Genomic DNA, 14,624 nt, shown 5'->3' on the forward strand with positions numbered 1-14,624 from the left:
GCTCCTGATATGCCAGATGCGTTTGTCCAGTGACCGCGCCACACGGCACGGTCACTGGACTGTCAACGATCTAGTTTTCTTCCTGCAGCTTGCGCTGCTCGTACTTGGCCACGGCCTGTTCGATGCCGCCCAGCATGTAGAAGTCGCCTTCAGACATGTGGTCGTACGCGCCGTCCAGGATGCCCTTGAAACCCTTGATGGTGTCTTCAAGCTTCACATACTGGCCGGGGGTACCGGTGAAGGTTTCGGCCACGTGGAAGGGCTGGGACAGGAAGCGCTGGATGCGGCGCGCGCGCGCCACAGTGAGCTTGTCTTCGTCCGACAGTTCGTCCATGCCGAGAATGGCGATGATGTCCTGCAGTTCTTTGTACTTCTGCAGCACCATCTGCACGCGCCGGGCCACCATATAGTGGTCTTCGCCCACCACGTCGGGGGCGAGAATGCGCGAGGTGGAGTCCAGCGGGTCCACGGCGGGGTAAATGCCAAGTTCCGCGATCTGGCGCGAAAGCACGAGCGTGCCGTCCAGGTGCGAGAACGTGGTGGCCGGGGCCGGGTCGGTCAAGTCGTCGGCGGGCACGTAAACGGCCTGCACGGACGTGATGGAACCGGTGTTGGTAGAGGTGATGCGTTCCTGAAGCGAGCCAAGGTCCGTGCCGAGGGTGGGCTGATAGCCCACGGCCGAAGGCATGCGGCCCAGAAGGGCGGACACTTCGGAGCCGGCCTGGGTAAAGCGGAATATGTTGTCGATGAAGAGGAGCACGTCCTGATGTTCTTCATCGCGGAAGTATTCCGCGCAGGCCAGGGCCGTGAGGGCCACGCGGGCACGGGCTCCCGGAGGCTCGTTCATCTGGCCGTATACAAGGGTGGCGCGTTCCAGAACGCCCGCATCCTTGAGTTCGTGATACAGGTCGTTACCTTCACGGGTGCGTTCGCCCACGCCCGCGAAGACCGAGGAACCGCCGTGCTGTTTGGCGATGTTGTTGATCATCTCCATCAGAATAACGGTCTTGCCCACGCCGGCGCCGCCGAAGAGGCCCATCTTGCCGCCCTTGGGGAAGGGCACAAGCAGGTCCACAACCTTGATGCCGGTTTCGAGCAGCTCGACCTTGGTGTTCTGGTCAGTGAAGGCCGGAGCCGGACGGTGGATGGGATAGTACTTTTCAGCGTTAATGGGGCCCAGTTCATCAACGGGATGCCCGATAACGTTAAGGATGCGGCCCACAGAGGGCTTGCCCACGGGCACCATGATGGGCTGACCGGTGTCAACCGCTTCCATGCCGCGCACCAGACCTTCGGTGGCGTCCATGGCGATGGTGCGAACAACGTTGTCGCCCAGGTGCTGCGCAACTTCACAGACCAGGTAGGGGGCGTCGGTGTTGTTCGGATTTTTGATCTCCAGGGCGGTGAAGATATTCGGCAGGTTGCCGTCGGTGAACTCAACGTCCACAACAGCGCCGATAACCTGGACGATTTTACCGATGTTTTTGCTCATTAGTTGGCTCCTTAACCCTTCAGCGCTTCAGCGCCGCCGACGATGTCGATGAGTTCGCTGGTGATGGAAGCCTGCCGCGTCTTGTTATAGAGCAGGGTCAGCATGTTGATCATTTCGTTGCAGTTGCGCGTGGCGTTGTCCATGGCGGCCATGCGGGCCGCATGTTCGCTGGCAGAAGTGTCCAGCATGCCACGGTAAACCTGCACCTTGACGTAGCGGGGCAGAAGCTCCGCCAACAGCTTTTCTTCCTGCGGCTCGTATACGTATTCGCAGCGCGGTTCTCCGGCTTCTTCGGCGATTTCCTCAGCCTCAGGCGTTTTCAGGGGCAACAGGCAGAGACTGCGCGGGGGCTGATGCCCCATGGACACAAACTCGCCGTATATCAGCCACACTTCGTCGAGACCAAAGGTTTCGTAGCCGTGAATGACTTCCTGGGCCACGGAGCTTGCCAGGGCAAAGTCGATGCTGCCCATACGGTCCGCATAGGCTTTGACAATCTTGTAGCCGGCCGCCCTGACGGCGTCACGGCCCTTCTTGCCCATGCAGACAAAGCTCACTTCAAGGCCTTCCGCTTTTTTCTCTTTGGCCAGCCGCAACGCAGTGGCAATGATATTGCCGTTGAAGCTGCCGCAGAGCCCGCGGTCAGAGGTCACCAGCACAATGGCGCAATGCTTCTTTTCCTCATGCTCGGCCAGCAGGGGGTGGGCGTTGCCCTCCACCTTGCTCGACAGTTCGGCGAGCACGTCGCGGTATTTGGCCGCATACGGCCTGAAGCGCTCGATGCGGGCCTGAGCGCCACGCAGCTTCGCCGAGGCCACCATGTTCATGGCCTTGGTGATCTGCTTGGTCTTACCGACCCCCACGATCTTCATTTTTACGTCTTTGAGTGAAGGCATGCTTTTCTCCCGGATATTGGGGGCCCCTAGGCCGTCCAGCCCTGCTTGAAGGCGGCAATAGCCTCGGTAAGCGCTTTTTCCACAGCCTCGTCAATGACTTTCTTTTCTTTAATGGCGTCCAGCACTTCTTTCCTGGTGTCGCGCAGGAAGGTCAGCATGGCGGCTTCAAAACGGCGGACGTCTTCCACCGGCACGTCATCCATAAGACCGCGCGTGGCGGCGTAGATGGAGGCGACCTGTTCATTGGAAGGCATGGGCTGGTACTGGGGCTGCTTGAGCAGCTCCACCAGACGCGCGCCGCGGTCCAGCTTGGCCTTGGTGCCCTTGTCCAGGTCAGAGCCGAACTGGGCAAAGGCCGCCAGTTCGCGATACTGGGCAAGGTCAAGACGCATGGTGCCCGCCACCTGCTTCATGGCCTTGATCTGGGCCGCGCCACCCACGCGGGACACGGAAAGACCCACGTTAATGGCCGGACGCACACCGGCGTTGAAGAGGTTGGGTTCCAGGTACACCTGACCGTCCGTGATGGAGATCACGTTGGTGGGGATGTACGCGGACACGTCGCCGGCCTGGGTTTCAATGATGGGCAGAGCCGTCATGGAACCGGCACCGAGACTGTCGTTCACCTTGGCCGCGCGTTCGAGCAGGCGCGAGTGCAGGTAGAACACGTCGCCGGGGAAGGCTTCACGTCCCGGAGGACGACGGAGCAGCAGGGACATCTGGCGATAGGCCACGGCCTGCTTGGAAAGGTCGTCGTAAATGATGAGGGCGTGCTTGCCGTTGTCGCGGTAGTACTCCGCCATGGTGCAGCCCGTGTAGGCCGCGATGTACTGGAGCGGCGCGGGATCGGACGCGGTGGCCGAAATGATGGTGGTGTACTCCAGCGCGCCGTGGCGACGCAGGGTATCGGCCACCAGAGCCACCGAGGACTTCTTCTGGCCGATGGCCACGTAGAAGCAGTGGATGTCCGTTTCTTTCTGCGCCAGGATGGCGTCGATACACACAGCGGTCTTACCGGTCTGGCGGTCGCCAATGATAAGTTCGCGCTGGCCGCGGCCAATGGGCGTCATGGCGTCAATGGCCTTCAGACCCGTGGGCATGGGCTCATGCACGCTTTTACGCGCGATGATGCCGGGGGCCTTGATTTCCACGGGGCGCACTGCGGCAGCCTCGATGGGGCCAAGGCCGTCGATGGGCTCACCCAGAGGGTTGAGCACACGGCCCATAACGCCGTCGCCGACAGGCACGGAGAAGATCTTGCCGGTACGCTTGACCGGGTCGCCTTCTTTAATGCCCACGTCCGAACCGAGCAGAGCGACACCTACGTTGTCCTCTTCGAGGTTGAGCACCATGCCCATGACGCCGCCGGGAAATTCCAGCAGTTCCATCGACATGGCGTTCTGCACGCCGTAGACGCGGGCGATGCCGTCACCAACATAGAGCACGGTGCCGGTTTCGCTCATTTCTACGCGCTGCTCGTAGTTCTGGATTTGATCCTCAATGATCTTGCTTATCTCTTCCGCTTTGATCTGCATGTGCTATTCACCCCTCTTGAATGTCTCCCGGAGGATACCCAATTGCGCGCGCAGACTTGCGTCCAGCACCCGGTCACCCATTTTGAGCACCATACCCCCTAGTATGTCCTTGTCGACAGCAAAGGTGAGCTCAATGGCGGCGCCGGTTTTTTGTTCCAGCGATTCTTTGAGCTTGGCCTTTTTGTCGGCAGGAAGTTTGACTGCTGTGACGAGCTGGCCACGCACGATGCCCTTGGCCTCGTCAAGCAGTTTGCCATACCAGGCGGAAATTTCGCGCAGAAAGGCGAGCCTTTCCTTGTCTGCCAACAGAAAGCAGAAGCTGCGCATAGTCTGGTCGGCCTTGAGCTTGCCCAGCAGCTTGTCGAGAACTGCCTTTTTTTCCTCCACGCCGATCACGGGACTTTTGAGGGTCAGGTCAAGTCCCGGCGTGGCGACAAGCATTTCACCAAGAGCGGCAAGGCATTCGCCCCGCGCACTCAAGGCTTCGTCCCCATCCTTTTTGCCCAACGCAAAGATGGCGTTGGCGTACCTGCGTGCAACCACGGTGTCGATCAATGGAGCACCACCTTTTTAAGGGAGTTGGCGATAAGCTTGTCGTGGGCTTCGGCATTGAGCTTGCTGCTCAAGGCCTTTTCGGCGGCGTCCACGATTTCGTCCGCAATGACGGCGCGCACTTCAGCAAGCACGGCACGGCCTTCATTTTCAGCGGTCATGCGCGCCTGCTCCACAATTTGCGCCGCCTGACGGTGCGCCTCTTCCACAATGCCCGCTTTCAGGTTTTCGGCCTGTTTGCGGCTTTCGGCCAGAATGGCTTCACGCTCCTCGTTGAGGCGGGCAATGCGCGACTCAACGGCGGCCAACTGTTCCTTGGCCTTGGCGCGGCGTTCATCCAGGTCGTCCAGCGCTCCACTGATGGTCTCGCGGCGATTCTTGAAGAAGCGCTTGGCCAGTCCACCAACAAAGTACCAGAGGATGCCCGCAAAGATCACGAAGTTCAGCACGCGCCAGCCGAAGTCCCCCCAGCGCGGTCCCCCATGCCCTTCAGAGGCCAGCGCCTCAAAAGGAATGAAGACAAGCGCGGCAAAGGCAATAACGAGCGGCAGGATATAACCCGCGTGTTTCCATTTGCTCAAAGCCCACCCCCCTCTGTTCAGAGAATAATGCAATAGCGTAGACTGTGCCTAAAGAAGCCGGATCGCCTGAAAGGCGCCCGAAAAGGAACCAAAAAAGCGCAAAAACTAACCCTTGAGAAGCTTGGTCGCCAGCCGGGCGGAAAAATCGCTCACCTGGTTTCTCAGCTCGTCAAGGGTCTTGGCCGCCTGGGCCCGCAAGGAATCGCGGGTTTCGGCAAGGATGTCGCGGGCGCTTTTTTGGGCTTCGCCCACCAGCGTCTGCTGTTCAACCATGCCTGCGGCGCGGCCTTCTTCACGGGTCAGACCGGCGTCCTGACGGGCGCGGGCCAATTCGGCCTCATAGTTGGCAAGGCGTTCCGCAGCCTGATACTCGAAAGACTCGGCTTCTTCGGCCATGCCGTCCATGATGCCGTTGCGCTTTTTTATGATATCGCGGATGGGTCGGATAAGGAGGATGTTTAGCACATAAATGGCGACGAGAAAGTTCACCAGCTGAAAGATCAATGTAACGTTAAGATCCAGCATGCCGCATCCTCCCGATGATGTCGGATTGTAGGAATGAAAAAGACATTAAGCCCTTGCAACATATCTCCTTGCCCCTGTTCTGTCAAAGGGTATTGGTGACAAATTTCGCAAAGTCTGAAACTTTTTTTATAATTGCGTGTAATTTTAGCATGTTAAAAAATGGATGCAAGCGGCCGTACGTACCGGCGCCCGACGCCGGGCTTCGGACACCGGCATGCTGGCAGCAGGGACACACGCCTTTTGGGGCATTTTGGGGTTTTGGGAGGGCAATGAGATCATGAAAGAAAACACTTGCGTAATGCAAATGAATATCGCAAATTGTTTGTTTGGTCAGACAAGTATCCAGTCTGTCGGGCTGTATCCCCGCTGTTCAAGCCAGTTTGCGGCCTCTTCGGCTGCGCCATGCGCTGTCAGGGCATTGAGGACGCGGCAGCGGCCAGGCTCCGGCAGGGCTTGTCGGCCAAGCACGGGAACGCCGTCCACCACATTGCCGATCTTTTTGGCGTCAATGTCTATGTACCCAGCCGGGCGCACGCCAAGCCGCCACAAAGGCGCGAGCCTTCTGCGCGCCATGCGGCCGGCGCCAATCACCCATACCCACGGGTGAAAAGGGTTGTGCCGCGTAAGGTGCCGGGCCAGCCACAGCGCCCGCAGCCGGTCGCAGGACTCTGCCGTATAGCGTCTGTCCGTTCTGGTGGCGCGGTCGGGCGCGTCGTTCCATACCAGCAGTGTTTGCGGCAGTTTTTCCATTACCGCGCCCTTGTGCAGCCAGCGCAGCCACAGTTCCCAGTCTTCCGCAAAGTCTCCGTCGGCATAGGGGCCCCAACGGTCAACCGCCTCCCGCCGGAACATGGTGGTCGGGTGGCAGACCGGCGTATCCCTGAAGCGGTGGCGGCTGATCTCCTCCGGGGATTGCAGGCTGTTCTGCCAGTCCACAAAATGCGCAAAGCCGTAAGCAGTTGTGCGGTCGCCGCCGAATGCGGCCAGACTGGCCGAAAGCGTGAGATCTGGATTGCTCCAAAGGTGGGCGGTTTGCAGGGACAGCCGCTGGGGGTGGGCCGTATCGTCGGCATCCATGCGGGCGATGAAGCGCCCGCGTGCCGCTGCCAGGCCGGCGTTCAGGGCGGCGACGATGCCGCCGTGCGGCAGGTGCACAACGCGCAGTCTGCCCTGAGCGGCGTTTTCGCTGGCGCAGGTTTCGAGCAGCGCGGCGCTGTCGTCAGTGGAACCGTCGTTAATAACAATGATCTCAAAAGGGGGGAGGGGGCAACCGACTGTCGCTTCCTGCACAAAAAGGCTGTTCAATGCCGCCTTGAGCGTACGGACGGCATTGAACGCAGGCAGAAGAACCGAAACAAGGGGCGGCGCGTCCGCGACGGAAGCGCGGGACCTATTCACTGTCAGAAGCGGCCCCGTGTTGGGTGGGCTGACGCAGGGGGGAAGCAGCAGATGCCTCTTCTGTTTCCACACCCCTGTCCGCCTCGTAGCACGTCATGGCCTCCGCACCCAATACGGTCAGGCTGTTCAGAAAATCCATGGCTTGTGAAGTTATGTGGCGCGGAGACTGGCTGGCGTCCAGATGGTGATGCGCGACCTCATGATAGAGCGGCAGCCGCTCCCGCAGCACCTGCCACACTTCGTCCCTGAAGTCCGCGCCGGTGAGGGACGGGCGCTGCGCCGACAGGGGATTGTTGTAAAGCCGCCCCACCAGGACCTCCTCAGGGGCTGACAGATAGAAAACGTGCCCATGTTCGCGCATGAAGGCGCGATTTTGCTCGTCCAGCACCATGCCGCCGCCTGTGGCTATGACGGCCCCCTGGGGATGGATGGCCGCGACAGCCCGCAGCGCATCGCTCTCGCGTTTGCGAAAGCTGGGCCAGCCCTCTGTTTTCACTATCTGGGACACACTGCACCCCATCTGTTCATGAAGATAGTGGTCGGTGTCAATAAAGGGCAGCGCAAGGCGTTGCGCCAGCAGACGGCCAATGGTCGTTTTGCCACAGGCTCGTGGACCCACAAGGAAGATAAGAGGCATGGGGTTTCCTGGTGCTGTGGCTGCCCGGTGGGCAGTGCACGGTTCAAAGTGATTTATTGGCAGCACGCTGTGCCGCCCATGCTGTTTCCGGGGGCAGCCCGGCGAGGCCGCGGCCCGGCGCTGGGCGGCACAAGGGTTGCGGCATCAGCGCCGTGTATTCCGAAAGTGTAGCTTGCGGTCGCGTGGCGAGTGGTCACCGTGAAAGCGCGGGCAGCGTAAACGCATCGCGCCAGCGCGCCGACGGGGCGCGTCAGCTTTGAGAATGTGTGTTCTCAGGGGATCCGCTCACTCAGGGCGTCATGACAGGTCTTTGCCTTTCAGCCCGCCGGAATGTCAATAGTCAGAAAATTCCTGGATCAGAGTAATTCTGAAATGCTTTCATTTCAGTTGTTATTCTGCCGAAAACCGCTTTTTTCGGCAGAAGCCACGCCACGTTGTGGCGCACTGCGCTTTCGCGCAGCGTTAGGGCATTTACACTTTTTCAAAGTTAAAATGCTCTAATAAACCACGCTGTATGACATGACTTCCGGCCTGTGGAAGAAAAACTCCACGCGGCGGTTCATGGCGCGGCTCTGGTCGTCGATGCCGGGTTTGAGGGGCCGGGTGTCGCCATAGCTGACAGCGCGCATGCGCGTGGCCTTGACGCCATGCTGCACCAGATAGTTGACCATGGCAGCGGCGCGCGCTCCGGACAGCTCCCAGGCTGAGGAAAAGGGCGGGGCCGTTTCTGCCGAATCGGCATGGCCGCGCACCACAAGATACAGATTGTATTCTTCCATAAGGTCAAGCACGGCGGTCAGCACTCTTTCGCCATCGGGCAGCAGATCGACGCTGCCGGGCTTGAACATGATGTCGGAGTTGACGCGCAACTGAACGCCCACGTCGTCGGCGCTGATGCCCGAAGCGCTCTGGGGTATGGCATCGGACATAAGCATCTGCTTGATTTTCTGGGCAATGGCGTAGTGGGATTTTTCGACTTCAGATATCTTGATGTCGCGCGCGTCGATCTTGTCCGTGTTCTGAATGAAGGGATTGTTGGAGATGGGTGAAGTGGAACTGGAGTCAAAGTTACGGTCGCCGCTGAAATAGGCGGCCAGACCCGCCCGTGTTTCGGGCGGCACCATGCTGAGAACCCAGAGCAGGAGGAAAAAGGCCATCATGGCCGTTACGAAGTCGGCATACGCGACTTTCCATGCGCCGCCGCCCATAGAGAAAACTCCTTATCGTAGATGTCTCGCGCAAGAGCCGCACGCGAGGGACTGTCATGCCTGTTCCCCCAGGCCAACCTGTGAAACATGGGGGGCAATCCGGGGGGCTGAAGCGCGTTGCCTTTTGCCCGTCCCGGCCATGGGCCATTATGGCAGGCAGGGGCCGCTGGCGCAAGGTCAAAGCGCCGGGCGGGGTACGCGGCCTGATTTGCCTGGACCAGATTAACTTTGAAATGCTTCACATTTCAAAGTTTTCATTCAGCCGAAAAATGCGCTTTGCGGTAGCCGTTAGCGGATCTTTGCCGCTTACGGATAGCGACAGCCGTCGCAACGGCTGAAGCCCGGCTGGATCCACGCCACGTTGTTGTGGGCTGCGCTCTCGTACAGCGTTAGAGCATCGACCCATTTGCAAGGGTAAAATGCTCTAGCCGCTCTTCAGTCTGTCTTCCATTTCAGCAAAGGTGGGCCGGAAAGGGTAGGGGATGGCCCTGCGCCCGTATTCAACGGCGATAAGGGGCGTGGACCCGCGAATGGCCGCCGCCACGGCTTCCTTGATGGAATGATAGTAAAAATGCTCTTCAGCCACGTAGTTTTCAAGCTTGGAGCCCATGGGGCCAAACAGGCCGTAGCAGCAGAGAATACCAAAAAATGTGCCGACGAGGGCCGCGCCGATGTAGTGGCCGAGAACTTCCGGCGGTTCGTTGATCTTGCCCATGGCGAGCACCACGCCGAGCACGCAGGCGACGATACCCATGCCTGGCAGCGATTCGGCCATGTGCCCCACGGCATGGGCGGGCAGGGTGCCTTCTTCGCGCATGGTGGCGATATCCACGTCCATGAGGCTGTCGATGTCGGCCGGGTCACCCGTGGTCAGGTAGACACGCAGGGTGTCGCCAATAAAGTTGACGATCTTTGTGTCCTTGGACACGTTGGGATATTTGCTGAAAATGGGGCTGGATTCGGGTTTTTCCACATCACTTTCGATGCTGATGACGCCTTCGCGGTGCATTTTGGAAAAGAGCGCGTAAAGCAGGGCCAGCGTCTCAAGATAGCGCCCTTTGCTGGACCCGGGGTCGGCAAAAAGGTGCTTCATGCTCTTGAGAATAAGCCCGAATGTATACTTGGTCTGCGAACCAAAAAAGGCCCCCAGGCCGCAGCCGAGAATGATAATGAATTCCGCGGGCTGAAAGAGGATGCCCCATTCACCGTGGGCAAGGGTGTATCCCGTAAACACCGAAGCCGCAACGATGCCAAGACCTATTAATAAATACATAGTGCCGCCTGTAGGCTCAATTCGTCCTGTGTCGTTCCATCACCTGCCGTGCCGGGGAAATGTGCTTCCCCGGAAAAGTGTTGCGGAGCAGGTATGTGCCCGTTGCCCGCACTTGTCCGGCCATTGGTCGACGATGCCGTCGCCAGGCCCGCAGTGGCAAACATGCCAGCAGGATGCCGCGCAGTCAAAGCCCTTTTCCGGCCATTCCAGAGTGCCGTACGCGACTCTGAGGGAGGCTCAGCCCGGGGATTCCTACATTCTTAACGCCTGTCTGTATAAAACCTTTAGCCTGTCGCGCGGAAAAGGCAAGCCCCGGCATGGGGAAATGTCCGGGCGAAAACCGGAAAATATATAAGATTATAAAGTAATCAGACAGTATTTTCTCTTTGTCTGCCTGAATGTTATACAGAGTGCCATACCCTTCGTCTAGTTGCCGAAGAGGCCGCGCACAAGTCCTTCCGCGCCGCGTATGCCGTCCTGCAACAAGTCCGGAAGCTTTTTGCCCCTGCCCTGCGCAAAACGGGGATCAAGGCTGTAGGCGATGTTGCTGAACGGCCCCCTGGCAACGACCGGCAGGCTCATGCCCAGGGTTTCCACTGTGGCGGATGCTTCGAGATACTGTCGCGGCAGGCTGATTTTCGCCTGCCCTCGGGCGCTGAGCCCTGTGGCGCTCACCGTGACGGGGCTCGCGTGGATGTCGCCGTTTTTGACGGTGAAGGGCGCGCGCGCAAGGTCGAAGGTGTCCGGCACAGGCTTGCCCACGATGCCGGGCACGTTGGCGGGCAGGGTTGGCAGGCCTTTCAGGCGCATTTGCCGTATTTCAAGCAACCCCGAGCCGGAAAGGCTTTTTTGCAGGGCAGCGGCGCTTTTGCCGTTCATGCTCAGGTCCGCGTCCAGACGGGCGGAACCCTCCACGGGACGCCCCTTGCCCAGGCTTTCCAGCAGCGCGCCCAGATTCACGTCCGACGCCGTGCCGTTAACGGCATAGGCTGAGGCTGGCACATTGGCCGTGCCCTCGGCCTTGATGACGCCGCCGCTGCCAAGGATGCAACTGAATGTCGAAATTTTGTAGTTGCCGCGCAGGCCCTGAGCCGCGAACTGCACATCCCTGGCGCGCACCTTGCCCTGACGGATGCCCGCCAGCGCGGCCCGTATGTTGATGTCGGGCAGGGAGGAAGCTTCGGTTCCTCCGGATTTTTTGCCTTTCGGCACGTCAGCCGTCTGCTCCTGCGGCTTGCTGCTCTCGGGCAGGGGCAGGTAGGCATCCAGATTAACGGTGCTGATCTGCAGATCGGTCGTGATGGACAGGGGCGCGCCCGGTTCCATGCCCAGGCGGAGCTGGCCGTTCAGGGTCACATCATCCACAAGAGCGTCAATGTCGGAAAGATTGAGACTGTTGTCGCCATAGGCCAGCCTGCTCTTGATTTTGAGCGCGTCCGTGACGTCGCGCGGGGCGGGTTTGAGCGGTTGTCCTGCCAGGGCGGCCAGCTTGCGCAAGGATCCGTCCAGTTCAAGGTTGCCCGTGAAAGCCGGCGGGTTGAACGCCGCTTCGCCCTGAATGCCCAGGCGCGCCTGTGGCGTGGCAATCCAGCATTTGGCCACATGCATGCGCCATGCGTCTGTGTCCAGGCTGCCTTCGATATTCAGTTGCAGGGGGCCGACTTCCCTGGGCAGGGGGCCGGTCAGGGGACTGAGGGTCAGCAAGGTCTGGCGCAGGGCGAGGTTAGGCGGCGCATAGCGCAGCTTGGCCGACAGGGCCAGATTGCCCGACAGCGGCACGGCCCCGGCCTTGCCGTCCTTTGCCGTATCCGTATCCGGGCGGCTGGTGGTGAAGGTGAAGTCGCACTGGGCGACAGCCTCTTGCCCTGGCCGCAGATTTTCCACAGAAAGATTCAGATCGCCGAGGGTCAGCGTCTGTCCCTGCGCGTCCGTATAGCGCACGGTGCCCTGTCGCGCGACCAGGCGTTTCAGCTCGATGGCCGGAGCCGCTCTTTCAAGCGTCTTGGCCTGCTCCACAGCCGGAGCCTTGACGCCTGCCGTGGGAGTGGGCGGGGCCGCAGGACCGCCGGAGACCCGGGGACCTGTCGCGCCAGTGGCGTCGGAACCAGCGCCAGAGCCGGGAGCCGCGCCAGCGGGCGAGGCCGTGTCGCCGGCCCCAGGTGCGGCGGCGTACTGCCGTATCTCCACCACAGGATTGTCCAGGCGAACTTCGCGCACGACCATGGAGCCGGAGAACAGCGGCATCAACTCCAGTTCCGCCATGCCGCCCTTGGCCGAAAAGACGAGGCCGTCGCCCATCTCCGGCTGGCCCCAGCGGACTTGCCCGAAGCGCACGCCTGGGGGGAAAAAGGAAATCTTCGGCACAGCTTCAAAAACCAGCGGTTTGCCCGTGGACCTGGCCGTGGCGTCAGCGATCTGGCGGACAACAAAGGCGGTGTCTATCTGGCTGAGAACAATGGCCAGGGCCGCCGTGACAACCAGCAGCACGCCAGCGGTCCAAAGCAGAAAACGTTTCATCATGTCTCCAAAACTCTCGTGGCACGCATGCCGGAAAAACCCCTGACCGGCAAAGGCTGCCGTGCGCGCGGATAGCGCCAGGATCAGTGCCGGGCCCGGCCCGGTTCTCTCCCCACCTTTTCCTTTATACGAAAAGGGCAAATACTGTGCAAGTTTGCCTCCAGCCGTTGCCTTGCGCCATTTTTGTGGGGTCGCTTGCCCACGGTCATACTTGCGCGTATGAAAAATCCATGTCGTCAGCACCTTCCCCACCCGCGTCTGTTCCCCCTGTTCGGACTGAAGCCTCCGGCGGTTCATGGCCGTTGTCCGTCCGCTCTCCTGAAGGCCCGGCAGGGCTGCCTCCGGCACTCATGTTTCAGGGCACCTGCTCCAACGCGGGCAAAAGTCTGCTCACTGCAGCCCTGTGCCGCCTGCTGGCGCGACGGGGGCTCAGGGTCGTGCCCTTCAAGGCGCAGAACATGGCGCTCAATTCCTTTGTGACCGCCGACGGCAAGGAGATGGGACGGGCCCAGGCGCTTCAGGCCGCCGCCTGCGGCCTGGCCGCCGATGTGCGCATGAATCCCGTTCTTTTGAAGCCCACATCCAACACAGGCTCGCAGGTTATCGTGCTGGGGGAGCCGGTGGGGCAGATGCGCGTGGGGGCCTACCTGCGGTACAAGCCCGAAGCCTGGAAGGCCGTGCGGCGCGCCTATCGCAGCCTTGCGGCCGAAGCCGACGTGGTGGTGCTGGAAGGGGCGGGCAGCCCGGCCGAGATCAACCTCAAGGCGCATGATATCGTGAATATGCGCATGGCCCGCTATGCCCGCGCCCACGTGGCCCTTGTGGCCGACATTGACCGGGGTGGGGCCTTCGCGGCCCTGGCGGGCACCATGGCACTGCTGACGCGGGCGGAAAGGGCGCGGGTGGCCGGATTTATACTCAACAAGTTTCGCGGGGACCCCACCCTGCTGGACCCGGCCCTGCACAGCCTTACCCGCCGCACCGGCAAGCCTTTTTGGGGCGTGGTGCCCATGCTGGAAAACCTGCGCCTGCCCGAAGAGGACTCCGTCAGCTTCAAGCTGGGCATCACGCCCGGCCTCAGCATGGGCGAAGGCCGCGCGGAAACAGCGGGAGCGCTGGATATCGTGGTGCCCGACCTGCCCCACATCAGCAATGCCACCGACCTGGACGCCCTGCGTCAGGAGCCCGGACTGCGCCTGCGCATCGTGCGCGCTGCTGGCGACTGGGGGCGTCCACACGCCGTTATTGTGCCCGGCAGCCGGAACACCGTGGCGGACCTGCGCTTTTTGCGCGCCACGGGCCTGGCTGACGCCATAACGCAGTTTGCCCGCACAGCCCTTGCAGAGGGGCGCGGCGCGCTTGTGGGCATCTGCGGAGGACTGCAGATGCTTGGCAGCGTCATTGACGATCCTCTGGGCCTTGAGGAAGGCGGCGTGGAGCGCGGCCTGGGAATTCTGCCTCTGCAAACCCGTCTTGAAGCGGATAAAAAACTGCTGCGGGTCACGGGGCGGGTCTGCGTCTGCCTTACGGCCGATTTTCCTGCACAAGACACCGACAGCGCGATGCACGGGGGGCTTGCGGCATTCGCTCAAGAAATTGAAGGCTATGAAATACATCATGGCCGCACCGTGCCCCTGTCAGAAGGGGCAAACGCCCGCCCCCCCCATGTGGTAATGGCGGACACGGCGGGTCGCCCCCTGGGATGGGGGCTGTGCGATGCCGCCGGGCGGGCAAGGGTCTGGGGCAGTTATGTGCATGGCCTTTTTGATGCCGACGCCTTTCGCCATGCGTTCTTGTCTTCCTTGCGGCGCGACTGCGCCATGCCGCCCCTTGAGGGGGCCGCGTACGCTCTTGGTCCCGAACTTGACAGACTGGCGGACTGCGTTGAGAACTCCCTGGACATGGCGGCCATTTACGGGCTTCTTGGGCTGTGCTAGCCTGAGCGGGGTTCGTGTTTTTACGCGCGCCATGTTGGACAAAGAAATGCCGTTCGTATGCCTTCCCGGCCAC

The 14,624-nt window shown here is 60.9% G+C and carries 12 protein-coding genes; 1 reads left to right on the plus strand and 11 read right to left on the minus strand.

Going from position 1 to position 14,624, the window contains the following annotated elements:
- Positions 1 to 70: 70 nt before the first annotated feature.
- From atpD to ACZ5DH_RS14070, 11 genes are all read right to left on the minus strand, one after another.
- Positions 71 to 1,492 carry a F0F1 ATP synthase subunit beta gene (gene atpD / locus ACZ5DH_RS14020; protein WP_464254863.1) on the minus strand — a complete coding sequence of 474 codons (1,422 nt, stop codon included), beginning with the start codon at positions 1,490 to 1,492 and terminating at the stop codon, positions 71 to 73.
- 11 nt (positions 1,493 to 1,503) lie between these two features.
- Positions 1,504 to 2,388 carry a F0F1 ATP synthase subunit gamma gene (locus ACZ5DH_RS14025; RefSeq protein WP_464254864.1) on the minus strand — a complete coding sequence of 295 codons (885 nt, stop codon included), beginning with the start codon at positions 2,386 to 2,388 and terminating at the stop codon, positions 1,504 to 1,506.
- A 26-nt stretch (positions 2,389 to 2,414) separates the two neighbouring features.
- Positions 2,415 to 3,923 (minus strand): F0F1 ATP synthase subunit alpha, encoded by a 1,509-nt coding sequence (atpA, locus tag ACZ5DH_RS14030; RefSeq protein WP_464254865.1) that lies wholly within the window; start codon positions 3,921 to 3,923, stop codon positions 2,415 to 2,417.
- Positions 3,924 to 3,926: 3 nt separating this feature from the next.
- On the minus strand, positions 3,927 to 4,478 hold the full coding sequence (gene atpH / locus ACZ5DH_RS14035) for an ATP synthase F1 subunit delta (protein ID WP_464254866.1): 552 nt from the start codon (positions 4,476 to 4,478) through the stop codon (positions 3,927 to 3,929).
- Positions 4,475 to 5,056 (minus strand): ATP synthase F0 subunit B, encoded by a 582-nt coding sequence (locus ACZ5DH_RS14040; protein WP_291303473.1) that lies wholly within the window; start codon positions 5,054 to 5,056, stop codon positions 4,475 to 4,477. Before ACZ5DH_RS14040 ends, atpH begins: the two co-directional genes overlap by 4 nt.
- 105 nt (positions 5,057 to 5,161) lie before the next feature.
- Positions 5,162 to 5,581, minus strand: a complete 420-nt coding sequence (locus ACZ5DH_RS14045; protein WP_464254867.1) for an ATP synthase F0 subunit B — start codon at positions 5,579 to 5,581, stop codon at positions 5,162 to 5,164.
- 330 nt (positions 5,582 to 5,911) lie between these two features.
- Positions 5,912 to 6,979 carry a glycosyltransferase gene (locus ACZ5DH_RS14050; RefSeq protein WP_464254868.1) on the minus strand — a complete coding sequence of 356 codons (1,068 nt, stop codon included), beginning with the start codon at positions 6,977 to 6,979 and terminating at the stop codon, positions 5,912 to 5,914.
- Positions 6,972 to 7,616 carry a shikimate kinase AroL gene (aroL, locus tag ACZ5DH_RS14055; protein ID WP_464254869.1) on the minus strand — a complete coding sequence of 215 codons (645 nt, stop codon included), beginning with the start codon at positions 7,614 to 7,616 and terminating at the stop codon, positions 6,972 to 6,974. Before aroL ends, ACZ5DH_RS14050 begins: the two co-directional genes overlap by 8 nt.
- A 497-nt stretch (positions 7,617 to 8,113) precedes the next feature.
- Positions 8,114 to 8,824: an OmpA/MotB family protein gene (locus ACZ5DH_RS14060; RefSeq protein ID WP_464254870.1), complete on the minus strand. Its 711-nt coding sequence runs from the start codon at positions 8,822 to 8,824 to the stop codon at positions 8,114 to 8,116.
- A 424-nt stretch (positions 8,825 to 9,248) separates the two neighbouring features.
- Positions 9,249 to 10,097, minus strand: coding sequence for a flagellar motor stator protein MotA (gene motA, locus ACZ5DH_RS14065; RefSeq protein WP_464254871.1), 849 nt, complete (start codon positions 10,095 to 10,097; stop codon positions 9,249 to 9,251).
- Between the two features lie 426 nt (positions 10,098 to 10,523).
- Positions 10,524 to 12,617: an AsmA family protein gene (locus ACZ5DH_RS14070; protein WP_464254872.1), complete on the minus strand. Its 2,094-nt coding sequence runs from the start codon at positions 12,615 to 12,617 to the stop codon at positions 10,524 to 10,526.
- Between the two features lie 347 nt (positions 12,618 to 12,964).
- On the opposite strand from ACZ5DH_RS14070, the gene ACZ5DH_RS14075 reads away from it, so the two are divergent.
- Positions 12,965 to 14,551, plus strand: a complete 1,587-nt coding sequence (locus ACZ5DH_RS14075; RefSeq protein WP_464256564.1) for a cobyric acid synthase — start codon at positions 12,965 to 12,967, stop codon at positions 14,549 to 14,551.
- Positions 14,552 to 14,624 lie beyond the last annotated feature (73 nt).

It is taken from the genome of Desulfovibrio simplex (genome assembly GCF_055387835.1).

Coding starts and splice junctions, on each gene's coding strand:
- aroL (WP_464254869.1), bottom strand. CDS start 7,616: ATGCCTCTTATCTTCCTTGTGGGTCCACGAGCCTGTGGCAAAACGACC.
- ACZ5DH_RS14060 (WP_464254870.1), bottom strand. CDS start 8,824: ATGGGCGGCGGCGCATGGAAAGTCGCGTATGCCGACTTCGTAACGGCC.
- motA (WP_464254871.1), bottom strand. CDS start 10,097: ATGTATTTATTAATAGGTCTTGGCATCGTTGCGGCTTCGGTGTTTACG.
- ACZ5DH_RS14025 (WP_464254864.1), bottom strand. CDS start 2,388: ATGCCTTCACTCAAAGACGTAAAAATGAAGATCGTGGGGGTCGGTAAG.
- ACZ5DH_RS14075 (WP_464256564.1), top strand. CDS start 12,965: ATGTTTCAGGGCACCTGCTCCAACGCGGGCAAAAGTCTGCTCACTGCA.
- atpD (WP_464254863.1), bottom strand. CDS start 1,492: ATGAGCAAAAACATCGGTAAAATCGTCCAGGTTATCGGCGCTGTTGTG.
- ACZ5DH_RS14070 (WP_464254872.1), bottom strand. CDS start 12,617: ATGATGAAACGTTTTCTGCTTTGGACCGCTGGCGTGCTGCTGGTTGTC.
- atpA (WP_464254865.1), bottom strand. CDS start 3,923: ATGCAGATCAAAGCGGAAGAGATAAGCAAGATCATTGAGGATCAAATC.
- ACZ5DH_RS14045 (WP_464254867.1), bottom strand. CDS start 5,581: ATGCTGGATCTTAACGTTACATTGATCTTTCAGCTGGTGAACTTTCTC.